The sequence below is a fragment of the Niallia sp. FSL R7-0648 genome (genome assembly GCF_038007005.1).
GTDB lineage: Bacteria > Bacillota > Bacilli > Bacillales > Cytobacillaceae > Niallia > Niallia circulans.
In genome coordinates this window covers 3870061-3894796 of sequence record NZ_JBBOWE010000001.1, presented here as the reverse complement: position 1 = coordinate 3894796, position 24736 = coordinate 3870061, and the positions used below count along the sequence as shown (strand labels likewise).

Here is a 24736-nt window from a genome sequence, read left to right as displayed (position 1 = left end):
ATGTCAAAAGCAGCGATAAATGATGTGCAGGCAGAAATTAAGGCCCAGGAAAGAAAAAAATCATTCCGATATTATTTAGATAAATTTGGTGCGGTTATTGGCTTAGTTGCACTAAGCATTATTTTAACGTTTTTATCCGATCGATTTTTGACACTAAATAACTTAATGAATATTGCTCGTCAATCTTCTATTAATGCTTTACTAGGACTCGGGATGCTGCTGCCGATCTTAACAGCGGGCATTGATTTATCTGTTGGGTCTATTCTTGCTATATCCATTATGGTAATGGGAGTCGTGGTTGTGAATATGGGAGTTCCTCCTGTAGTTGGAATTTTAGTATGTTTATTAGTGGGGGGATTCTTTGGCTGGTTAAACGGAATTATGCTGACAAAGCTGCGTTTACCACATCCGTTTATATCCACTTTAGGAACAATGAATATAGCGAGAGGGTTAGCCCTTATTATCACAGCATCAGCTCCAATCGCTGGTTTTCCTTATTTGATTCAATTTTTGGGGAGAGAGTTTGTCGGTCCTATTCCGGTTAGTTTCGTATTGGTTCTTATTATGTATGTTATCTTCCATCTTTTCTTAACCCGTACGAAAACAGGAAGATATATTTATGCAATTGGCGGTAATAAGGAAGCTGCACACTTATCAGGAATTAATGTAAACAGAGTCCTAATCATTGTTTATTCCATAAGTGGCTTTATGGCCGCACTTGCAGGATTAGTAATGGTGGGGCGAGTAAATTCTGCCTTTCCACTTGCAGGCCTTTCGTATGAATTAGATGCCATTGCAGCAGTAATTATAGGCGGCGCCAGCTTCTTTGGTGGAGTTGGAACCGTATGGGGAACCTTAATTGGAGCCATGATTATAGCCGTTCTCCGCAATGGATTAAACCTCTTGAACGTATCAGCAGACTTTCAAATGACCGTAATTGGGGTGGTTATTATAGCAGCAGTATTCGTAGATGTTATCAGACAAAGAAGATCAAAAAAAGATTAAAGGAAATGAAGGGAGGGTTCTTGTAGAGTTGAATCCTTCTCACAAGAACCGTCCCTGTGCTTGCCCTTTATAGATAGGGAACTTTTCTAGGCTGATAAGAAATAGTTTCTGCTGAATAGATCTCTATGAGTAAATGATGTCCTAACATTTTGGCTTGAATAAGGACGGGAAGTTCGTAGTTATTTTCAAAAACAAAATCTGGTCCGTCCCAGCTGACGGTGGCATCTCGCTTGGGCGGAACATAAGAGATTTTTCTACTATGTGAATATCGTTGAATGATATTTAATCCCGCATTATCTACAGCATTAAAAAGGGTAGAGGAAACTTGGCAAATTCCACCGCCAATATCTTCTGAAAATTTCCCATGAATAATTACAGGAGCCTGTAAATATCCCTTTTCCACAGTCCTTTTCCCAACAATTTGATTAAAGGAAAATTTTTCATTTGGAAAAATGACACTGTTATTAATCGCTTCTGTAGCTAGGGAAATATTCATGCTCCGTTCTTTATTCCCCTTGTTAAAAGATGTTATATATCTGCCTATTTTTTTGCGGCGAATACTTTCTAACAGTTCACTATCTACCTTAGGATAAATCACTTCTAGGGGGTACCCTTTGTTACTAGAAGTATCATTAAAATAATGTGCATACATTTGCTCTATAAATTTAACTCGATGCAGACGATAACCAACTTCTTCAGGGACAATCCCTCCATATTTATTGACGGCAGCATCTTTTGGTGCGATATACACTTTTTTATCTATTTCATCCATTACTTTATTGAACTCATCTGTATGGATAACAGGTAAACCAGGGGACTTCCATAAAAAATTTTCTTCTTTCTTAACTTTAGGTTGTGATATACTTTCTGTTGCTTTAATAAAATCACCTGATAAAAGTACAGAATGAGAAAATAGCAGCACTCCGAGTAAAAAATGAACATACATAAGAAATACCTCCGTAAAGATCTCCGTTATTCATTAATATGTGTTTGTTTTTTTTATTTAATGTACTTAATTGTAATTTTAATGAGGTAGTAGAGGTATTCACTTGGAAGTGCGAAGATTGTAAAGAAGCAGAGAGACATTTTTGGATGCTGCTTTGGCTGATAGTCTCTCTACTTTGGCTGATAAGCCCTCGAGTTTGGCTGATAAGTCCCCGAGTTTGGCTGATAAGCCCCCGAGTTTGGCTGATAAGTCCTCGAGTTTGGCTGATAAGTCCTCGAGTTTGGCTGATAAGCCCTCGAGTTTGGCTGATAAACCCCCGAGTTTGGCTGATAAGCCCCCAAGTTTGGCTGATATCCACCTGTTTTTGTGAGGCTATGACTTCACAATAACCGTTTTTCTATCTATCTTTTTTAATAATGGTGTACGCACCGCTAAACATGGCCATTAGCAGTCCAGCTATTGGGAAGATAATCCAATTGATATGCCAGTTTCCATACACGATGCCAGTAATTAAGAAAATGACAACAGCTAGTGGCCAGATAACCGCTGCAAAGGCACCGATTACTTTATCCTCTTTTTCTTTTTCGAAGGAATAGTCTTCAACTTTTAACAGCTTTTCATATGCATCTTTTTTGCCGCCACTAATAATAAATAGATATACTGCTATTGCAATAAAGGCTAATAAAAGACAGACCCCATAAACCGCTGCTTGATCACTGATACCAGAGGTTACTAGTATTGCAATTGGGGATAAAATACATAATGCTACACCGATAGTTACGGAACGAAAAAAGATTGGTTGATAAGCATCTTTTTCTGCCGTTATTTTCTTTTTTAAAGGAATGGAAAGCTCAAAACTAGCTGTTTTTTCCATAAATTTATATTTTTCTAACAGCTGGCCACTATAAATGAATAAACTAACAGCGATTGCTACGAATAAAAGTAATTGAGCAACACCGATTAAAGTGGCTGTGTTTTCGGTTATGCCGTTCAGCAATCCTTGATCATACATTTGAAGGCTGAGAATTAGCAGGGCGGAACCAAGTATACACAGCATCACACCGATACCGATAAAATTCATTGCCTTTGCTGTTTTTTGTAAAAAAGTTGTTACTTCTTCTTCAGTAAGTTGGCGTTCTAATGATGTTTCCTCGGTTAAGGGAAGATCAAGCTCACTTAACAGTTCATCCATATTCCCAAATTCAGAGATGACAATCCCAATTGCTTCATGTTCCATTTTTCCAGCCTTTTTTAATTCATTATATTTATCCTCCATATTTGAGAGCATTTCTTGTTTCAGTGTTTCCATTTCTAAAGTTTTTGGTAAGCTGGCAAAGACATTGTCTAAATAATTTATAATGCTATTCATTATATCCCTCCTTAATAAATAAGTTAATTACTTCCTGGGTTACGAACCATTCTTGGCATTTTTCCTGATAATATTTTCTGCCTTCTGACGTTATGGTGTAATAAGTTCTTCTTTTTCCAAATTCTCCTTCTTTGTAATAGGAATGAATATAGTTATTTTTGATTAATCGATTAAACGCAGAATAAAGGGTTGTTTCTTTAATAATGTATTTTTCGTTAGTTAATGTTCGTATATCTTTTGAAATTTCATAACCATAAGAATCCTTTTCTAATAGTAAAAAAAGAATGATGGTGTCATTATATCCGCGAATGACATCACTGCTAATCAAAAAATCACCCCTTCCAAATACTTCATCTATCATACTATGTCTGTCGTAGTAATTATACTTTACCATATATACTACGACAGGTGAAGTAAAAATGTTAAAAATTTCTGATTTCCCTTTCTTTACATAAATTTTATGTTTATTAATACTTGCTTAAAGGTTCCTTAAAATAGGACCTCTATGATTTGACTGAGTAGGATAATCACCTTAAGGGAGGAATGAGCTTGTGACTATAAAAAAGAGGATAACAAAGAGGGCTTTTGTCATCTTTGTGATGGGGGTTTTTTTCTTTTCAACCTATTTTCCTACTTTTCAAGGTTTAACGATGTATGCGGCAGAACCAACTGGTAAAAAAGTAGAGGAAAACCCGCCAAAGACAGTAGAAAATAACACGGTAGAAGTACCTGAGACTACAACCGACCAAGAGAAGGGAGAAACAGTCGAAGAAGAAAAAGTAGAGGAAAAGGATCAGCATGAAAATGAATCCTCATCTACTTCCAAAGAGAAGAAATCAACTCTGACTGCTGAACAAAAGGAAGAATCAGTAATAGAGGAAGAGGATAAGCCTCAGGAAACGGAAGAGAAGGAACCAGCAAAAGAGGAAATAACAAATAATACGGAACAAAATCAGGAGAAAGCAGAGAATCAACAAGAATCTGTTGATTACACAAAACTACCGCCATTACTTATTACCGAGCTAGCTCCTGATTCGAAAGGAACCGATAACTTCGAATTTATTGAGGTCTATAATAACACTAATCAGCCAATAGACTTAAATAGCTATTATTTTTATTACCAATACATAGGCGGTAATACAGCAGATAAAATAATGTCTATTCCAGCAGCCACACTAGCACCCCAAGAAACCATTGTTCTTTGGTTTAATGTCAAGGAACTTTCAGTAGAGGATTTCAACAAGCATTTTAGTACTTCATTAACAGAACAACAAGTAATTTCCATTAAAGGGGATTTTTCAGGTTTTGCCAATGGTGGTAATCGAGGTGTCCTAATAAAAAACCTTGCAGGGCAGGAAGTAGTATCAGCAAACTATTTACCAGGTGAAACGGACAATACAGGTGCAGATGTTCATTATGCTTTTCCAACTGAAGGTACAGAGATGGTAAAGCAGGAAGTTAAGGCTGCCCCAACACCAGGTGCATTAAGTGATGGACAAGTACCAGCAGAGCAAGTTCCAGTGAATCCCGAAACTAAAGATACAGAAGCTCCTGTCATAACGCATGAAGCAAAAACAACCATGAAAGCAGGAGAGGCAATTTCTATCGAAGCCACTATTGTAGATGATAGAAAAAATCCAACAGCTACCTTGTATTATCAAGGTAAAACAGACACAGAGTTAAAGGTATTAGAGATGAAACAAGATTCAGGCCAACCACAAAAATTCACAGCCAGCATACCTAAAGAGGCTGCATTGGGCAAAGTAGTCTATTATCTGGAAGCTTCAGATGGCATGAATATATCAAAAACATCCGAATATACAATCAAATTAGAAAAAGAACTAGAGAAGGAACCAGTGCAAGATACATATAGCGATCGCCCCCTTTTAATCACAGAACTTGTTCCTAATTCAATGGGAGGAGGCACAGATTATTACGAATACTTTGAGCTATATAATAATTCCAACCAAACATTGAACACAGCAAGTTACTCTTTCTACTATGTATATACAGATAATTCGAGAGAGCCGATTCTCTTTCCATTACCAGCAACTGAAATAAAATCAAAAGAGAGGCTTGTATTCTGGTTTAATAACGGAAATAAAACATTAGCTGATTTTAATAAAGAGTATGGGGCAAATCTTACAAGTAACGAAGTAGTAATGTTTACAGATCAAACATTCCCAGGTTTCGCAAATGGGGGTAATCGTGCTCTTGAAATCAAAGATGCCAAAGGGAATATCACGATTTCAGCTAGTTATTTAGGTTCTGAAAATGATAATAATGGCAAAGTGGTTCATTATCAATTTCCTCAAGCGGGAACGGAAATGGTTAAGTATAAAGTATTAGCAGATCCTACACCTGGGAAAATAGAAGCAGACCAAGTTCCAACTAATATAGTGGATCTACCTGATGTTCCGAAAGATACGGAACCACCGGTCATTTCTCATCAAGCAATGAAAACAGCAAAAGCATTTACGGCTGTTACAGTAGAAGCAAAGGTAACGGATAATGAGACAGCAAACCCAATTGTGACTTTACAGTATAAAAAATCAGCGGATGAAAATTTTAAATCTGTATCTCTTTTAAAGGATACGCAAGGGAAATACTCAGCAACTATACCAGCAGCAGATATAGATGGAGACATTATTTATTATTTGGCAGCTAGTGATGGAATCAACGAAAGCAAAACCGAAGAATATACAATTTCGGTGGAGAAAACGGATATTGATTTTACCAAAGTTCCGAAATTGCTTATTACAGAAATAGTGCCTGATAGTGCTAATGTCGGGACTGCAGATGGCTATGAATACATCGAAATCTATAATAATACCGATAAGGCAATAAACTTCAAGGATTATAAAATTCAATATCGCTATAATGCAGACCCTAATACAGATATGATTTGGCCATCTGTACCAGATGATACGATAATCGAACCGCAAGGCACTCTTGTCTTCTGGGTGATTAATTCTCAAAATGGGGATAAAACAGTAGCTGATTTTAATGCGAATTATGGGACAAACCTTGTCGAAAATAAAGATATTGTTCGTATTAAAAGTGATGGCATGGCCAATGGAAGTATGCGTGGTCTAGTAATTGCCACGAATACAAAAGAAGAGATAAATGTTGCTTATTATAATGATGAGGCAGCGCAATTAGATACGGCAATGAATATGGGCGTTCTTTATAAATTCCCGGAGGATGGCTCCACGCAATCGGTCAAAATTAGTTCGAAAACAAAATTAGGAACACCTGGCTCCATAGAACCGTCACAAGTGCCGAACGAGCCAGTTCATGTAGAGGATGATACGGTTCCGCCAACTCTCATCAACGCTACGAATGTTCAAGAAATTCAGCAGATGAATGATTTAACCATTCGAGCAAAAGCAACCGATGATAAGGGAATTAAATCTGTGCTTTTGTATTATCGTACAAATGATCAAACAGATTATGAAAAAATATTATTAACAGTAGATGCGAGCGACAGCGAATATTATGCCACTATTTTATCGGCAGCTAACTTTATTGCGAAAGAGAAAATCGAATATTATTTCGTTACCACAGATGGGCAAAATGAGGTAACATCCGAAAGATATGTCATTACTATTAAAAATGAAATAAGCAATGCACCTATCTATTTAAATGTTAAAGATGATGATATTTTAACTGGAAAAGCAATCTTAAAAGCAGTATCCAAAGAAACAGCCGCTGCAGATGTAGAACTTTTTATTGATGGGAAAAAAGTAGAGGAAAGCACCTACAGCACATTAGAGACACAAGCTTATCTTGCTGTTGATATTAGCGGTTTGAATATGTATTTCAAAAATGCTATTACAATGGGAGAGGAAATAATCCACCTTTTGGATAAGGATAATAATTCTGATTGGAAAACTTTTACGATTCCGATTGACCCTAATAAATTAGCCGTCGGAGAAAATACTATTACCGTTCGCTCGGGGAATAAGGCTTCTCCATTCCAATTAGAAGAAAGTGAAGAAAATAGAGATGATTATAATCTAAGAAATGTAAGGTTAATTTTAGCTGATGGTACTGTTATTAGAGACCCTCAAAAGGCGGATCCTTTTCAAGTATTCGATATGGGGGATGATGGCACATATCGTCCATTCGAAGATTTTACTTTTACGATAACAGAAGAGCAGTCAAAAGCAAAAGCCTATGTCTGGGACACTACGTCTGTTTCTGATGGAGCTTATATTATTAAAGCAACAGATGGAAAAAGGGAAGCAGCTGCTACTGTAAAAGTAGATAATACAGCCCCAGTAATTAAAACAAATATAGAAGCAGAGAAAGAATATAAGGGTGTCTTTACCATTGAAGCGAGTGCAGAAGATACACTTGCTGGTGTAGAATCACTGGAAGTAACCCTTGATGAAGAGGAGATAAAGGTACCATTCGATACGGCTTCTTCCAAGCTTGCTCCAGGAAAGCATACCTTAAAAATGGTCGCAGTAGATAAGGCAGGCAATAAAGGAGAATCCGATATTTCCTTCTCTGTGACAAATGAAAATCCCAATAAGCCAGAATTAATTGCACCAGCTAATAACACAGCAGCACCAGTCGAAGGCAATCCGAAATTGAAGGTAAAGGTAACGGATCCAACAAATGATTCGATGGATGTTACGTACTATAAAGGATATAAATATGAAGCATCGGATAGTAAAGTAAAATCATTTGAAAATGCTAGTGACACAGAACCACCAGTTGAGCTGGCACCAGCAGGGGAAAAGGCATTAACTGCTAAGGATGTTTCAGCGATTTCTTCCTTAGACGGAAAGTATCTAACAACGAATTCAAGTACTAAATTCCCTTATCATCGCTTTGAAGTAGCGCTCGATCCTTCTATTAGTAATCAAGATAAAGTGGAGCTAGTGTGGAACGGAAAATCACTGCAAGGAAGAAAGGTTTCCATGTATGCTTGGAGCATTCAAGAAAATAAATGGAAGCTACTAACATATAAAATTGCGGGTCCTGAAGATTTCACATTAAAAGCAAACGTCGATGTCAGGGCATTTGCTGATGAGGCGAATAAAGTTAATGTGTTAATTCAAGATGAAATTCCAAGCACACCAGATGAATATGATTATACATTTGTTTGGATGTCAGATACGCAATATTATGCAGAGAGCTATCCATATATTTATAAGCGACAAACAGAATGGATTGCGGAAAAACAAGAAGAGATGAAAATTAAATATGTCATGCATACTGGTGATGTTGTCGACGAGTTTGATGATGAGAAACAATGGGTGTATGCAGATGAATATATGCGAACGTTAGAAGAAAATAAAATTCCCTATGGCGTGCTTGCCGGAAACCATGATGTGAACCAATTATCTAATGACTACAAAGAATTCTCTAAATGGTTCGGAGAATATCGGTTTAAAGATAAGCCATTTTACGGAGAATCTTACAAGAATAATCGTGGTCATTATGATTTGATTTCTGCGGGTGGAAATGACTTTATCATGGTATATATGGGCTGGGGAGTAAACGACGAGGATATGAAATGGATAAATGATGTACTAAAACAATATCCAGATCGTAAAGCCATTCTTAATTTTCATGAATACTTATTAGTTTCCGGAAATAGAAGCCCGATTGGGGAAGAAATTTTCCAGAAGATAGTAGTGAAGAATGAAAATGTCTTTCTTGTATTAAGTGGACATTATCATGATTCGGAGACATTAATCAGTGAAGTGGATGATGATCAGGACGGAAAAGCCGATAGAAAAGTCTACCAAATGCTTGGCGACTATCAAGGTGGTCCAGAAGGCGGGCAAGGCTATATGAAACTACTTCATTTTGATCAAAAGAATAATAGAATTCTTATTAATACGTATTCACCATATTTAGATGATTATAATTTCTATGATCCAATAGAGTATCCATTGAAAGATGAATTGGCTATTGATTTAGATTTAACAGTCCAAGAGAAACAAGTCGCTACGGATTACTTTGCAGTAAATGTTTATACAAAGGAAGAAATCGGCAAGCAAGAAAATGTAGCAAGTGGCGAGATTGCTGAAATAGCATGGAAGAATCTAAAAGAAGGGCAAGTATATGATTGGTACGTAGTAGCTTCTGATCATTATACAGGGTCAGTAACTTCCGATATTTGGTCTTTTGCCAAAGGCCAGCCGGCACCAGAAATTCCAGCAGAACCAGGTGATGGAGGAAGCGAGGAGCCAACACAGCCGAATCCAGGGGGAGATGATGGAGGAAGCGAGGAGCCAACGCAGCCGAATCCAGGAGGAGATGATGGAGGAAGCGAGAAGCCAACGCAGCCGAATCCAGGGGGAGATGATGGAGGAAGCGAGGAGCCAACACAGCCGAATCCAGGAGGAAATGATGGAGGAAGTGAAGAGCCAACACAGCCGAATTCAAGTGTTACCAATCCAAGTGAACCAAAAAATAATCAGTCCAGCATACTCCCGAATACAGCTACAGCAAATTATACAATTATGCTGGTAGGATTAGTGTTATTAATTGGAGGAATGGTAGTTGCTTACTGGAGTAGAATACGTAGAGAAATATAGGATCTGGTTCCATTTATTCCTATTTACGGTTTAACTACAGGGAATTCTAATAATCATTTATCAATAACAATAAAGAGCGGTAGAATCTATTTATTAAAACTATCGCTCTTTAACTATAAAATGTACTATTTTCAATATGATAATAATATATTGGAATTATCTACACTATCTTCACGAATATTAACCTTTCAGCTCCCTTACTTATCTCGCTCTTCATTAAAATCTTACGGTTATAAAAGGAGGTCAAAAGAAATAAAAACAATTATCGTTTGAAAAATCGAATATTTAGATGGTTATGAAAAACATATTTACAACACAAGATATTTATTTTCCATACTTAATAACGACACTAGAAAAAGTAAGTTGATAGAATTTTCCCTATACCACGATTCTCCATTCATTTCCTACCATACTCATCCTAGTCGAACTAATTTATATTTCATTTCAAGTAGCATTTTCATTTCTTTTTAAAGTCATTGGTAAAAGTAAGTAGAGGGAGAGGATTTCATTTGTGCAAAGAACAGGGGATTTAAAGCTCATACAAGAATTAAATCGATCCATTATTTTAGATACGATCCGAAAAAAAGGACCGATTTCAAGAAGTCAGGTTGCAAAAGAAATAAAAATAAGCCCTACTACCGTTACATCAGCTGTCAATGATTTAATTCGTAAAGGCATGGTAATTGAAGATGGTGTTGGTCATTCCAGTGGCGGGCGAAAGCCGGTATTACTTCGCTTTAACCCGAGTAAGCATTCCATTATAGCTATATCTATCACTAATTCTTATATCAAAATGGCTGACATGGACTTAGAAGGAAAAATTTTAAGGAAGAACGTTCATCCAGTAAATCAGCTTCAAGGTGATGATATTATTTTGCTTTTGATAGACTTATTGGAACAGTTTGTCGCAGGGAATGACCGATTAAAGTTTTGCGAAGGGATTTCCATCATAACTCCTGGCATTGTAGATTCCAATAACGGGATGATTGGTTATAACACCAAACTTAAGCTTTATGATGTTCCGTTAACAGAAATGATAGAAGAAAAGTTTAACTTACCAACCTTTTTAGATAATGATGTAAATGCATTTGCGGTGGGAGAATATTATTTTGGTTCTTTTAACAGCTATAAAGATATCATGTATCTCACTATAGGAGATGGTGTAGGCTCTGGTTTGATGATTAATGGGACCATCTATCGTGGATTCAAAGGAAGCTCTGGAGAAATTGGGCATACAACTGTTGTCCCAGGTGGTTCAAAGTGTGAATGTGGAAACAATGGATGTCTAGAAAACTATGTAAACTGGCCAGCTATTTATTCTAGTATCGTTTCCTCCATCCTAACTAAAGGGCGTGATACGTTAATAAAAAATTTAATTGAAAATGACGTCCGAAAACTTACCCCTGAAATTTTTATTGAAGCAATTAAACGGAATGATAAGTTAAGTATCGAAATTCTTGATGAAATTATCAGCTACTTATCGATTGCAATTTCTAATACGATTCACTTACTAAATCCAGAAATAATCATAATAAGTGGAGAAGTCGTACAGGATAATCCCTTATTTATCAAAAAGATAAGAGAGAAATTATCTGAAATGGTGATTCCTATATTAAAAGAGGACATAAACATTCAAAGTACTTCTTTGGGTTCGGATTTCGACTTATTGGGAGCGGCAGCGGTCATTCTTCAAGGGAAATTTCGTTTTCAATTATAAAGAGTGGAAAGGTATTAAAAGAATATTCAGTCATTATTAGAGGGAAAATGGAGGGGTATTATGAAAAAGTTATTAAGCCTTTGTATCTTTGTGTTGATCTCCATCATGCTTGTGGCATGTAGCGGGAAGTCATCGGGTGATGGAAAGAAAACGATAGAAGTTGCATTATGGGATGAAAATGTTAGTGCTGCTGTTGATGCATCGATTGAGTCGTTCAAAAAAGAACATCCTGATGTGAATGTAAAAGTTACTTATACTCCGTTTGCGGAGTACTGGACAAAGTTGCGAACAAGTCTGGGAGGTGGTAGTGGTCCAGATATTTTTTGGATGAATGGCCCCAACTTTTATCAATATGTAACTTCTGATTTGATTAAAGATTTAGAACCATTTCTTCAAGGAGACGAAGAGTTCGCCAAGGAAAATTATTATCCAGCCGTTGTGGATCTTTATTCCTATGAAGATAAACTATATGCTGCTCCATATTTTGTAGATTCTATTGGCCTATTTTACAACAAAAAATTGTTTATGAAGCAGGCGTAGATTACCCTGATGAAACTTGGACTTGGGAAGACATAGAGACAGTTGGTGCAAAGCTTACAAAACCGGACGAAGGAGTCTATGGCTATTTAAATCAAGTTGTGCGAAATCAATCAGGCTACTATAACTTAATGCATCAAGCAGGTGGTTATGTCATCAGTGAAGACAAAACAAAGTCTGGATTTGACACACCAGAAGCAAAAGAAGCATTTGCATTTTTGAATAGATTAATTGAAAAGAAGATTTCTCCGACCGTGCAGGCACAAATCGAAACAGATGCAGATCAGTGGTTCATGTCTCAGAAGGTGGCTATGACTCCAGAAAATTCTGTTCATGTAGCTGAGTATGAAGAGGTTCTTGGAGAGGATTTAGGGGTAGCGCCCCTGCCGAAAGGAAAAGTAGATACATCCATTGTCCATGGTATTGGATGGGCAATGAATAGCAAAACAAAAAATGAAGATTTAGCTTGGGAACTTATTAAAAGCTTATCTAATAAAGAAGGAACAACGGTGATGGCTGAGACAGGATTTGCTACACCAGCCCATATGGAAATTAGTAAGGTTTGGTTAGATTCTCTGCCGAATGTTGATTTACAAATATTCTTAGATGCGCTTGAAAAAGCAGTCCCATATCCAGTTTCCGAAAAAACATCAGAATGGCAAAATATTGAAACAACGGAAATCCAAGGTGCCTTCTTAGGACAAAAATCGATTGATGAGGCTTTAGAAAAAATTGCTGCTGAAATGAATGCGATTTTGGAAGAAGAACAGAAGGATTAAGCTGGTTTTAAATGTAATTTCCCTTTTCATTGATTCCTAATGGAAAGGGAAGGGGGGAAATTCAAGAAAGAAGGGAGAGTTACGATTGGAAACGATGGTAGTGAATAAGAAGAGCCCAGAGACTGTGGCAAGAAAGAGAAAGAAATTTAATCGTGAAGCCATTGCTGCCTATTTATTTATTGCTCCCACCATGTTAGGGCTGTTTATGTTTTATATTTTTCCTGCACTTGCCTCATTTGCTTTGTCCTTTACAAAATGGAATGGTATTTCCACGCCGGAATATGTAGGGTTGGAAAATTTGATCCAATTATTTACTGATTCTTCCTTTCTTCGTTCGATCATTAATACAGCAGTATTTACCTTTATTTCCGTTCCATTTACTGTCATTATAGCGATTTTTATAGCAGTCATGCTGAATCAAAAAATAAAAGGCATTGTCTTTTATCGTACCTTGTATTTCTTGCCGGTAGTTACGATGCCGGTCGCTGTTGGGATGGTATGGAAATGGCTATATAACACCGATTATGGCTTAATTAACTACATTCTAGGTATCTTTCATCTTCCGCAGCCATCGTGGTTATTTGACCCGAAGATTTCCTTAATATCCGTTATTATCGTCTACATATGGATGAGTGTCGGCAATAATATCATTTTAATCTTAGCGGGACTTCAAGGAATAGAAAAAACGTATTATGAAGCGGCCGACATTGATGGTGCTTCAAGGGCTCGGAAGTTTTTTAGCATTACCTTACCACTATTAACACCTACTATTTTCTTTGTTTTTATAACAGGAATGATTAGTTCCTTACAAGTATTCGACTTATTATTTGTCATGATTGGTAATAGTACAGCGCTACTAGAACCACTGCGTACGATTGTGTATGGCGTTTACGAATCAGGCTTTAAGTATGGTGAAATGGGGATTGCTTCTGCCCAAGCATTTATCTTGTTTCTTGCCATTCTATTGATGACCATTATTCAATTTATTTTCCAAAAGAAATGGGTTTATTACGATTCATAATAAGGGGGGATTTGCTTGAAGCGGGTTTCTAGACATTTACTGCTCATTATCGGAGCTTTTATCATGATTGTGCCATTTCTCTGGATGATTTCTACCTCTCTGAAATCTTTTGGAGAATCTATGCAAGTTCCGCCGACGATTATCCCTAAGGAATGGCATTTCGAGAATTACGGGAACGTCTTTGAAGCTGTGGATTTTTTAAAATATTATCTGAATACGATTATTCTCACTTTAGGTAGAACGATTGGTCAACTTATTTTATGTTCTTTAGCTGCATTTGCTTTTGCACGTTTAAATTTTCCTGGGAAAAATGTTCTCTTTATTTTAATGCTATCCGTGCTTATGGTACCTGCTCAAGTAATTTTAATACCAAATTATGCAACATTAACACAGCTGGGCTGGATTGATACATTCTTCGCTTTGATTGTTCCAGGCATTTTCAGTGCCTACGGAACCTTTTTGCTGCGCCAATTCTTTATGGGCATTCCAAAAGAGTTGGATGAAGCAGCTAAAATTGATGGCTGTTCGTACTTTGGAATCTATTGGAGAATTATTTTACCAAATTCGACACCCGCCCTTACTGCTTTAGGAATCTTTACGATTCTCGCAGCATGGAATGATTTCTTATGGCCGCTTGTTATGACAAACTCTGAGTCAATGAGAGTATTGTCTGTTGGGATTTCCACCTTCTCAGGACAATATTCTACAGACTATCCGCTGTTAATGGCTGGTGCTGTCTTGTCCACGATTCCCATGTTGTTCATGTTTATTTTTCTGCAAAAGCATTTACTGGCAGGGATTGCACTTGGAGGAGTTAGAAGATAGCTAGTTAGAAGGAGAAAGAATTGATAAATAGAATAGGGAGTGTGTGTATATGTTAAAAGCATTAGTTATTGGCGCCGGAACAATGGGGAGTACTCATTCCTTCGCTTATTCAACCATGGATGATGTTCAATTAGCTGGAATTGTGGACAAAAACCTGGAAAAAGCGGAAGAATTGGCAAGAAAAATAGGAGTTCAGGCATTTGCAAGCTATGAGGAAGCGATCGAAAGCCTTGGTGCTGTTGATGTTGTGTCTGTTTGTGTTCCTACTCCATCTCATAAGGAATATGTCATAAAAGCAGCAGATGATTGTTTCCAAGTTGTTTGTGAGAAACCATTGGCTCGCAATTTAAGGGACGCCAAAGAAATGATCGACTATTGCAAGGAAAAGGGCGTGAAGCTTTTTGTAGGTCATGTCGTGCGGTTTTTTCCGGAATACCAGCGCGCAAAGCGAATGATAGAAGAAGGGAAAATTGGCAAGCCAGGTGTTGTAAATACGAAAAGAGGCGGAGGCTTTCCATCTGCTTCTAGAGATTGGTATGCAGACTATAACAGCAGTGGTGGATTAGTGCTAGACTTAATGATTCATGATTTTGATTATTTACGCTGGTGCTTCGGTGAGGTAGAGCGAGTCTATGCCAAAAGTGCCCAAGGAAGAGCGATGGCAAAATTAGACTATGCATTAGTGACACTGCGCTTTGAAAGCGGAGTAATTGCTCATTTGGAAGGAACTTGGGCTCACCAAAATTTCGCAACAAAATTTGAAATAGCTGGAAAAAAAGGAATTATTCACTATGATAGCTCGAAATCAACTCCGCTTGTAAAAGGTATTAATCACAATAATACAGGTTCAGCTGGGGTCGCCGTGCCGGAAAGTCCATTAAAAGAAAATCCATATATAACAGAATTAAAACATTTTATTTCATGCATCAAGAATAAGGAGGAATCGATTGTGACTCCCTTAGATGCGTATAAAGCAATGGAAATTGCGTTAGCTGCTATCGAGTCACTAAAGGAAGGAAAAGTAGTAGAATTGCGTAAACAAGAAATGGAGGTAAGACGATGAGAGTAGGAATTATTAGTTTTGCTCATGGCCATGCGTACGCCTATGCAGAGGCATTAAAGAAAATCGATGGAGTAGAGTTAGCAGGAATCGCAGATGACCAGGAAATCCGTGGTACAGAAGCAGCAAAGAAATACAGTACCAATTACTACTCAAACTATGAAGATCTATTAGACCAAGCTATAGATGCTGTCATCATTACTTCCGAAAATTATAAGCATCATGAACATGTGCTTGCTGCAGCAAAGAAGGGGAAACATGTTTTATGTGAAAAGCCGATTGCGACAAATAGGAAGGACGTATTGCAAATGATTGAAGTTTGCAAAGAAAATAATGTATTCCTGCAAATTGCTTTCCCTGTACGCTTTAGTACACCAATAGCAAAAGCGAAACATATAATCGAGACAGGGGAACTTGGCAGTATTATTGCTATAAAAGGAACGAATCGCGGTACTAACCCAGGCGGCTGGTTCGTAGACAAAGAAAAATCAGGCGGCGGTGCTGTAATGGATCATACGGTTCACCTTGTGGATATTATGCGATGGTATATGAATTCAGATGTGAAAGAAGTCTATGCGGAAGTAGATAATCTCTTTTCTGATTATGAGATAGATGATTGCGGAATCGTCACAATGGAATTTGAAAACAATGTGTTTGCTTCTATTGATTGTAGCTGGTCAAGAAATAAGACATTCCCAACATGGGGAGACGTTACATTAGAAATAATCGGGACGAAGGGAACATTGTCAGTAGATGCCTTTGCGCAGAAAAGTGAGGTGTATAGTGCAGAGGGAGCAAAATGGGATTATTGGGGAGATGATATGAACCAAGATCTTGTAGAAGACTTTGTTGCAAATGTGAAAAAGGGAATTGCACCCACTATAACAGGGGAAGATGGCCTGAAAGCAATGGTGGTTTCTCTTGCAGGCTATGAATCTGCGAAAAGCAAAAGGCCTGTTTTGATAGAAAAGAATGGAATCAATTAATCAATAGATATAGCTGTATGAAGGGATGCTATTTAGGGAGGAATAAAGATGCTAAAGGGGATTAATCAGTGGTGCTATCCCGATGATACACCATTAGAGATGGTATTTAAGTACAGTCATGATGCTGGCTTTGATGCAGTAGAGCTCAATGTAAGTATAGATGGCATTGGGCTTACAATGAATACGTCTAGGGAAGAAGCAAAACAAATTCGAGAAATGGCTGAGCATTATCGTTTACGTTTAAGCAGTATTTCTACGAATCTATTATGGAAGTTCCCTCTTTCCCATCGAGATGAAAAGGTGCGGGAACAAGGGAGAAAAGTGGTAGAAAAACAAATAGAGTTAGCCGGATATATTGGGGCAGACACTGTTTTAGTTGTCCCAGGGGTAGTTAATGAAGAAACGTCTTACCTTGATTGTTATAGGCGCAGTCAAGATGAGTTAAGAAAAGTTCTGCCATTAGCTGAAAAACACAATATTCATGTGGGAATCGAAAATGTATGGAATAAATTTCTACTTTCTCCTTTAGAAATGGCAAGGTATATTGATGAGTTCTGCTCCGATTATATTGGAGCTTATTATGATGTCGGCAATACATTACAATATGGCTATCCAGAACAATGGATTGCCATATTAGGGGAGCGAATCCGAAAAGTTCATGTTAAGGATTTTAAACTGAACGTTGGGAATATTACTGGCTTTGTTCCATTATTAGCAGGGGATGTAAATTGGGAAAAAGTGTACCAAGCATTAAAGAACATAGGCTATAAGGATACAGTAACCGCTGAAATACCAGCCTATGCATTTGGGCCAGAGTATCTTGCCCAAGACACATCCAAGCATCTGGATGTCGTGTTAAATCTGAAAAAGGTTAGCCCTTAGAGGAGTGTCCGGTATGAGAAAAGTTCGTGTAGGCTTTATAGGTGTCGGGGGGATTGGATCCGTACATTTGAAGAATATTGCTTTGATTGAACAGGCAGAAATGGCAGCGGTATGTGATATATCCGAAGACCAAGCAACAGCTGTAGGGAAGAAATATCATATTCCAGCATATACAGATGTAGACAAGATGCTGGAAGAGACCGCATTGGATGCACTTTTTATATGTGTCCCTCCATTTGCCCATGGGGATATCGAGGAAAAGGCTGCTAAAAAGGGCATTCATATTATGGTAGAAAAACCTGTTGGATTAAATCTGGATAATGTAAAGAGAAAATCTGCGGTTATTAAAGCTTCTGGGATTATTTGTGCTACAGGATACTGTTTACGGTACTTAGATACAGTGGCAAAAGCAAAAGAGTATCTACAAGGCAAACAAATTGCGATGGTTAACAGCTATTATTTAACAAAATTTGTTCCAACTCCATGGTATCGGGAACAATCGAAATCAGGTGGACAATTAGTAGAACAACCCACACATATTTTGGATTTAATTCGCTATTTAGCAGGAGATATAGATAAAATCTATGCAAATATGAATCTATTGGTTTCAAAGGATATTCCTCATATTGATATACCAGATGTCACTTCGGTCAATTTCACTTTAAGGAACGGGGCAATCGGCCAATTAGGCTGCTCTTTTATACAACCAGATCACCGGATGGGTCTAGAAATTTTAGGGAAGAATTTCCGTATTGCTTTTAACGGTTCCAATATAACGATTACAGATGAATTTTCAACTACTACGTATCGACCAAAGTTGAATTATTATGAGGCCCAGGATCGAGCTTTCATGGAAGCGATTGCTGCCAATCAGCCAGAATTAATCCTGTCATCCTATGAAAATGGTGTTCAAACATTAGCTGCTACCCTTGCTGCAAATGATTCTCATGAAAATGGAGAGCCTATTTCTTTAAGTAATTATTATTCTTTGTAAAAAATTTCTATTGATAAAATGACAATATGACTTTTTTAGATTGACTTCCTATTTATAACCCCGTTCTAAAAGGAGAACGGGGTTATAAATATAGCATGTAGATTTTGATGTGTGTCTTTTCTTTTAATAAGATTTTTCGATTAAGATTTGAGAGTGAATATGGTGTTCCATATGCTCAAGATAATCTTGTATCAGCCACTCTAGTGTTTTATGCTGATTATTTCCTATGTCGCAAAGATAGGAAAGCTTTTCGTGCGGAACATTTTTCACAATATGAACCATTTGTTTATGGAGTGCTTGATACAGATCTATTATGTCATCAAGTGGTCTATCCTGATAATTTTGCATCTTTACCCAATGATCTTGGTCATATGATTGGATAGCATACACTGGTTCTTCATATTGAATTTTGATAAACCTTTCTATATTATTTATCGCTGAATCACAAAGATGCCCTAAAATTTCTTTTTTTGACCATTTGTTTGGCATGGGACGATGAGAAGAACTATTTTCAGACATAGATTTGAATTCTTCTGGTAATCTTTTTATCCAATAATTTATTCCCTCCACAACCTTTTGCATGATTCCATTCCTCCTTTTTTTAAAATTTAATATTCGATTGCCATCTGTAATATTCCTTTATTGTTCCTGAGTAAAAAGTATGACTAATGTATGAAGGATTTATTGACAAAAAAAATGCGACGGCTGAATTTAGGAGGAAAAGAGAGGGGCGCTCATTAGTTATTAACCTTATGTAGAAGGGCTGCCCATATGTAGTCCTTGCCATTTGGGCAGCCGTTGATAACTCATTCTGTCAAAAATTCATTAATTCTCTCCACATAATCACTTTTGGGGTAGTTATTATATAAAAATCCAGAAAGGCGGACAGGATCGCCAAAAAAATATCGCTCATATTGTGTCTGTCTTGTGCCGAAGGAACTCATTGTTAAATCCCAAGCTAATCGAAAGATTTTATTGCGTTCATCTGCAGATCTGCACGTTGCTTGGAGATATTGATTTAAATCTTTCCCAACTTCTGAGTGAAACATTTTCTCTGTTGGCAGCGATACTAAACCGCTGGCGCCAATTAGTTGAAGGATTTCGGAAAAACGAGGATAAATTTTTGGGAAAATATTACTAGCAACTAGCAGGATGGTTTTGTTTGGAATCATAAATCCTTGGTCATTTAGAAGAGCATCGTTCTCTGCCTTTTCTATTAGTGCTTTCAACGTTTCTAATCCAATAATGATTTCGGCCATTTTTTCTTGGATATGTTGATATTCGCCTACATTAATTGTGTTTATCATATTTTCCGCTAAGCCTAAAATAAACTCTGTTTTGACAATTTGTCTAGTAATAACTTGATGATAAGCAAATGAATTAAAAGAACTTTGGCTTAAAAACATATTTGCAGTTTCCAGATCTTCGTGGAAAAAAACACGTTCCCATGGAACAAGGACGTTATCAAATACAACAATAGAATCCATTTCTTCAAATCGCGAGCTTAATGGATAATCAATAGTAGATTCTCCTCCCACATAGGATTCTCTGCATAGAAACCTTACTCCTTTAGTGTCTGAAGGTATTGCAAAAGCAAATGCTTCCTCTTTCGCGAATCTGGGTGCTCCGAAAACCAACAGTTCATCGGTGAGACCACCCTGTGTGGCTAGGAGCCGCGCCCCTTTAATGATTAGTCCCTTATTATTTTTCTCGATTATTTGAGCAGAGATTGGCTCGTTGGAATATTCTAGATACATACTCGAGCGATTAACTTGAGGTGTTATAAAAGTATGGGTGAAGCTAAGATCCTTTTCTCTTGCCGCTTCGTATAAGGATTGGATATGCTTAGGGTAACAATTTTCCTTTCCTTCTAAAAGGGAAGCAGAAGTGGCAAAACTCATGATTACTGTATTCAAATAATCTGGGCTCCGTCCCATCATTCCTGCTGTTTCCTTAGCCCACCGTTCGATCATCTTTCTTCTTCTTCGCAAATCCTCTTTTGTCTTCGGCTGTAAGTATGACATACCTATAGAGTCCCCGGATAGTGGGGATAAGAAAGTCATTTCCTCCTTTAAGTTAGGCTGACATTGTAAATCATAAAGAGAAGCTTTTGAATGTAGTATCCCTTTAAAGGCAGGATGGTTAGAGAGGTCCTGGACTTTTTCCCCATCTAACCAAATTTCTGTAGATAGACCGCTGATTCGTGATAAATATGTCTTTCCATTCACTATTCCCATTTTTTCTTCTCCCTTATTCATTAATAAAATGGATATAAACTATTTTATTATTTTATTAATGAATATAGTCCTCAGTTCCAGTTAATTGGATAAAGATGGGGATATTTCTTCTCATCTGATTTGGGAAAATAGGTTTCCGGGTTGCTCTCCTCTTTAATTCCTTCTTAGTTATGAACAAAAACTGTTTCAAAAACAAAACTCTCGTGCAGATGGCGTGTGATCGAGTATTCGAATATTCTTCCATCTTCTAACTGGGCTAATTTTTCGATTTCCATCATGAAGGAGTTGTCTGGAATCTTTAGTAAAGAAGTATCTTCGCTATTTGCTTTGTCTCCTCTAATCCAGACATGGGTGCTATGCGTTTTCAGCTTTAATTCCTCGCGAATATAATTATAGATAGATCCTTCTAGATGTTTTGGCTCTAATCCAGTAATAATAGATAAGGGCATGTATGTATGTTCCAGCGAATAAGGTTTATTATTAATATGCCTTGTTCGAATAATTCGATAAATGTATTCGTCATCAATCTCAAGTTTTTTGGCAATTTCTAAGGAAGGTTTTTCGATCGAAAAAAGAATGATTTTTGAGGAAATGTTCTCTTTTCCAACAATGTTAGATAAGCCTTCTGATGGACCTAATGCAATAGCTTCACCGTTAGTAGAAACCCCTTTCACATAAGTTCCAGAACCTCTACGTCTAACAACCATTCCTTCTTTAACAAGAATATCTAATGCTTTTTTTACTGTCAGTTTACTGCATTTGTAATAATCAGCAAGCGTATCCCCATCAGGTAACTTTTCATTTATCTCATATTCATTATTATTTATCTTATCTCTAATATCTGTATATATTTCCATATATTTAGGTAGTTGGCTCAAGTTAAATCCTCCATTTTGTAACGGTTTTACATTTAATAAGTATACCATATAGTTAAAAACAAGTATATAAATCACTAAAGATATATACTTTTTATTAAAGGTATTTACTTATATTAAAAAGAGTGATATAGTTTGTTCGTAAAGGAATGAAGGAGGCATTTATTATGAAAGAAATGTTAACGTTTCCGAGTGATTTTTGGTGGGGAACGGCTTGGTCAGCTGAGCAAGCAGAAGGTAGAGGTAATACAGGAAAAGCTGAAACAGTTTGGGAACATTGGTTTAAAACGGAACCATCACGTTTTTATCAGGGGATTGGACTTGAAGTAACAACTGATCATATAAATCGATACAAGGAAGATATTCAATTAATGAAGGAAACAGGGCATAATTCTTTCCGCATTTCCATCTCATGGGCAAGGATGTTTCCAGATGGTGGAGTAGGAGAAAGAAATCCAAAGGCAATTTCTTTCTATCGAGACCTTTTGACTGAAATGAATGAAAACGGTATCAAACCTTTTGCTAATCTTTATCATTTTGATATGCCGTATGTACTTCAAGAAAAGGGAGGATGGGAATCACGTGAAGTGGTTAATGCATATGTGAACTTTGCAACTGCTTGTTTTGAAGAGTTTGGTGATTTGGTTTATCATTGGTTCACATTTAATGAGCCGTTAGGGCCAATTTTAGGAAGTTATTTAGAAGATTTTCATTATCCAAATTTAGTAGATTTCAAGCGTGGCGCACAGGCAGCATTTAATACTATATTGGCACATGCGAAGGCTATTCAATCTTTTAAGGAAAAGCAACTGCCTTCTAAGATAGGAGTAATATTAAACTTAAGTCCAACTTATCCGAGAAGCCAAAATGAGTTTGATGTAGAAGCAGCTGAAATTGCGGATGCCTTTTATACAAGAAGCTTTTTAGACCCCATGGTTAAAGGAACATTTCCAAAGAAATTGGTAAAAATATTGCAGGAATATAATCAGATGCCATCATATGAAGAAAACGATTTAAAAGTAATTGCGGAAAATACTTCTCAAATTTTAGGGTTGAATTATTATGAACCAAGAAGAGCTAAGGCACGCCTGACAGAAATTAATAAAAAAAGCCCTTTTTTACCAGAATGGTTTTTTGAACTTCATAATATGCCAGGGAAAAAAATGAATGTGTACCGCGGATGGGAAATTTATGAAAAAGGTATCTATGATTTATGTATAGACATTAGAGATAATTACGGCAATATAGAAGCTTTTATATCTGAAAATGGTATGGGAGTAGCGAATGAAGAACGATTTCTTAATGAGCATGGACAAATTATAGATGATTATCGAATTGAGTTTATTAAAGATCATCTCGCCTATGTCCATAAAGCCATTCAAGCAGGCTGCCATATCAAAGGATATCATTTATGGACATTTATTGATTGCTGGTCATGGATTAATGCTTATAAAAATCGATATGGACTAGTTTCTCTTAATTTAGAGACACAAGAAAGAACAATCAAGAAAAGTGGAGAATTTTATAAAAAAATGAGCATGGACAATGGATTTGAGTACGAAACGAGTAAATTGGGATAAATAAAATATAAAGGGTGGATAGATCATGAATAACTCAACAAAGCAAGGTATTGCAGATCGGTTTGCTTTTGTTGCACAAAAATTAGGAGCGCAGATTCATCTAAGAAGTCTACGCGATGCCTTTGCATCGATTATGCCATTTATGATACTAGCTGGATTTATGACTCTGATTAATTATGTCATATTAGAGCCAGCTGGATTTATGGGGAATTTGGTTAATCCTGATACTTTAACAACCTGGCAATCTATTGGGGTATCAATTGCTAACGGTACACTGAATATCATGACACTTTTAGTAGCTGTTGCCATTTCTTATCATCTATGTGTAAATAGGGGATATAAAAATGTAATAGCTCCGATCTTAGTTGTTCTTTCTACAATGATAGTAGTTACACCATTAACAACGACTTTTTCACCAGAAGGATCAACCGAAAGCTTTCTTATTTCTAATGTGATTCCTGTGAGTTATACAAGCGCATCAGGAATGTTTGTTGGAATTATCGTAGGGCTGCTTGCAACCGATTTATTTATAAAATTATCTTCAAATAAAAAAATGCAAATCAATATCAGTGGGAATATACCACCGGCAGTTATTAAATCTTTTAATGTGTTAATTCCGATTATGGTGAATGTTATTATCTTTGCAGTTGCATCCTTTTTATTAAATCAAGTATTTAATATGGATTTTAATACTTTAATATCCACCATTATTACTAAGCCATTAAGCTATGTGACAACCAGTTTACCAGGGTTCTTATTAATTACTTCTATCGCTAATTTGTTTTTTGGATTCGGTATCCATCAGGCAGTTATTTCCGGAGCGCTTTTGGATCCCTTTTTATTACAAAACATGCAAGATAATATGTTAGCATACGCTAATCATCAAGAGATACCCCATATAATTAATATGGCCTTTAAAGATACCTTCGCTGTTATGGGGGGTTCTGGAAATACGATTGCATTGTTAATTGCCATTTTTATCTTTAGCAGACGTAAGGATTATAGAGATATTTCGAAAATGTCCTTAACACCTTCTATCTTTAATATTAGTGAGCCAATTATATTTGGGCTGCCAATTGTATTTAACCCAATGTTAATTATTCCATTTGTTCTTGCTCCAATTTTTTCTTTATCAGTTGCCTATTTTGCGACAGCTTTAGGTTTAATAAATCACGTGGTTGTTCAAACCCCATGGACTACACCACCGATTATTTCAGGATTCCTAGCTACAGGAGGTGACTGGAGAGCATCTGTCTTACAATTATTGATCATCATAATAACAGTATTTATGTATCTGCCATTTTTAAAAGTAGATGAGAGAGTAAGTGCGATGCAGAATAAATAAGGAATAAAAACAGTCTAT

The 24736-nt window shown here is 36.8% G+C and carries 19 protein-coding genes; 13 read left to right on the top strand and 6 right to left on the bottom strand.

The window, feature by feature from the left end; genetic code table 11:
* Positions 1–1005 carry an ABC transporter permease gene (locus tag NSQ89_RS18930; RefSeq protein WP_341133033.1) on the top strand — a complete coding sequence of 335 codons (1005 nt, stop codon included), beginning with the start codon at positions 1–3 and terminating at the stop codon, positions 1003–1005.
* A 67-nt stretch (positions 1006–1072) separates the two neighbouring features.
* Here the strand turns inward: NSQ89_RS18930 and NSQ89_RS18925 are convergent, their stop codons facing one another.
* The 3 genes from NSQ89_RS18925 to NSQ89_RS18915 all read right to left on the bottom strand — a co-directional run bounded on the left by NSQ89_RS18925 (position 1073) and on the right by NSQ89_RS18915 (position 3648).
* Entirely contained in the window at positions 1073–1951 is an 879-nt protein-coding gene (locus tag NSQ89_RS18925; RefSeq protein ID WP_341116553.1) for a VanW family protein, read from the bottom strand.
* A 397-nt stretch (positions 1952–2348) separates the two neighbouring features.
* Positions 2349–3320: a permease prefix domain 1-containing protein gene (locus NSQ89_RS18920; protein WP_047944477.1), complete on the bottom strand. Its 972-nt coding sequence runs from the start codon at positions 3318–3320 to the stop codon at positions 2349–2351.
* Complete coding sequence (locus NSQ89_RS18915; RefSeq protein ID WP_047944476.1) at positions 3313–3648, bottom strand: PadR family transcriptional regulator; 336 nt, start codon at positions 3646–3648, stop codon at positions 3313–3315. The genes NSQ89_RS18920 and NSQ89_RS18915 overlap by 8 nt, the downstream gene beginning before the upstream one ends.
* A gap of 223 nt (positions 3649–3871) precedes the next feature.
* On the opposite strand from NSQ89_RS18915, the gene NSQ89_RS18910 reads away from it, so the two are divergent.
* From NSQ89_RS18910 to NSQ89_RS18865, 10 genes are all read left to right on the top strand, one after another.
* The gene (locus NSQ89_RS18910; RefSeq protein WP_341133032.1) at positions 3872–9880 is read left to right on the top strand and encodes a lamin tail domain-containing protein; all 6009 of its coding nucleotides are present in this window, start codon (positions 3872–3874) and stop codon (positions 9878–9880) included.
* A gap of 511 nt (positions 9881–10391) precedes the next feature.
* Complete coding sequence (locus NSQ89_RS18905) at positions 10392–11597, top strand: ROK family transcriptional regulator (protein ID WP_341133031.1); 1206 nt, start codon at positions 10392–10394, stop codon at positions 11595–11597.
* A 60-nt stretch (positions 11598–11657) separates the two neighbouring features.
* Positions 11658–12137: an ABC transporter substrate-binding protein gene (locus tag NSQ89_RS18900; RefSeq protein WP_341133030.1), complete on the top strand. Its 480-nt coding sequence runs from the start codon at positions 11658–11660 to the stop codon at positions 12135–12137.
* The gene (locus tag NSQ89_RS18895; protein ID WP_341133176.1) at positions 12065–12913 is read left to right on the top strand and encodes an ABC transporter substrate-binding protein; all 849 of its coding nucleotides are present in this window, start codon (positions 12065–12067) and stop codon (positions 12911–12913) included. The genes NSQ89_RS18900 and NSQ89_RS18895 overlap by 73 nt, the downstream gene beginning before the upstream one ends.
* 94 nt (positions 12914–13007) lie before the next feature.
* The gene (locus tag NSQ89_RS18890; protein ID WP_095259295.1) at positions 13008–13934 is read left to right on the top strand and encodes a carbohydrate ABC transporter permease; all 927 of its coding nucleotides are present in this window, start codon (positions 13008–13010) and stop codon (positions 13932–13934) included.
* A 63-nt stretch (positions 13935–13997) separates the two neighbouring features.
* Entirely contained in the window at positions 13998–14759 is a 762-nt protein-coding gene (locus tag NSQ89_RS18885) for a carbohydrate ABC transporter permease (RefSeq protein ID WP_082138436.1), read from the top strand.
* Positions 14760–14808: 49 nt separating this feature from the next.
* Entirely contained in the window at positions 14809–15822 is a 1014-nt protein-coding gene (locus NSQ89_RS18880; RefSeq protein ID WP_047944472.1) for a Gfo/Idh/MocA family protein, read from the top strand.
* Positions 15819–16805 carry a Gfo/Idh/MocA family protein gene (locus tag NSQ89_RS18875; protein WP_341133029.1) on the top strand — a complete coding sequence of 329 codons (987 nt, stop codon included), beginning with the start codon at positions 15819–15821 and terminating at the stop codon, positions 16803–16805. The genes NSQ89_RS18880 and NSQ89_RS18875 overlap by 4 nt, the downstream gene beginning before the upstream one ends.
* Before the next feature lie 48 nt (positions 16806–16853).
* Complete coding sequence (locus tag NSQ89_RS18870) at positions 16854–17687, top strand: sugar phosphate isomerase/epimerase family protein (RefSeq protein ID WP_047944470.1); 834 nt, start codon at positions 16854–16856, stop codon at positions 17685–17687.
* A 13-nt stretch (positions 17688–17700) separates the two neighbouring features.
* The gene (locus tag NSQ89_RS18865; RefSeq protein ID WP_341133028.1) at positions 17701–18681 is read left to right on the top strand and encodes a Gfo/Idh/MocA family protein; all 981 of its coding nucleotides are present in this window, start codon (positions 17701–17703) and stop codon (positions 18679–18681) included.
* A 123-nt stretch (positions 18682–18804) separates the two neighbouring features.
* Here NSQ89_RS18865 and NSQ89_RS18860 read toward each other — a convergent pair whose 3' ends face one another.
* From NSQ89_RS18860 to NSQ89_RS18850, 3 genes are all read right to left on the bottom strand, one after another.
* Positions 18805–19263 (bottom strand): DinB family protein, encoded by a 459-nt coding sequence (locus tag NSQ89_RS18860; RefSeq protein WP_047944468.1) that lies wholly within the window; start codon positions 19261–19263, stop codon positions 18805–18807.
* Positions 19264–19487: 224 nt separating this feature from the next.
* Entirely contained in the window at positions 19488–20918 is a 1431-nt protein-coding gene (hpaB, locus tag NSQ89_RS18855) for a 4-hydroxyphenylacetate 3-monooxygenase, oxygenase component (RefSeq protein WP_047944467.1), read from the bottom strand.
* 164 nt (positions 20919–21082) lie between these two features.
* On the bottom strand, positions 21083–21796 hold the full coding sequence (locus tag NSQ89_RS18850) for a GntR family transcriptional regulator (RefSeq protein ID WP_047944466.1): 714 nt from the start codon (positions 21794–21796) through the stop codon (positions 21083–21085).
* A 164-nt stretch (positions 21797–21960) separates the two neighbouring features.
* Between NSQ89_RS18850 and NSQ89_RS18845 the strand changes: the two genes are divergently transcribed.
* Together NSQ89_RS18845 and NSQ89_RS18840 are read left to right on the top strand one after the other, a co-directional pair.
* Positions 21961–23373 (top strand): glycoside hydrolase family 1 protein, encoded by a 1413-nt coding sequence (locus NSQ89_RS18845; protein WP_341133027.1) that lies wholly within the window; start codon positions 21961–21963, stop codon positions 23371–23373.
* A 25-nt stretch (positions 23374–23398) separates the two neighbouring features.
* Entirely contained in the window at positions 23399–24718 is a 1320-nt protein-coding gene (locus tag NSQ89_RS18840; RefSeq protein WP_047944464.1) for a PTS sugar transporter subunit IIC, read from the top strand.
* Positions 24719–24736 lie beyond the last annotated feature (18 nt).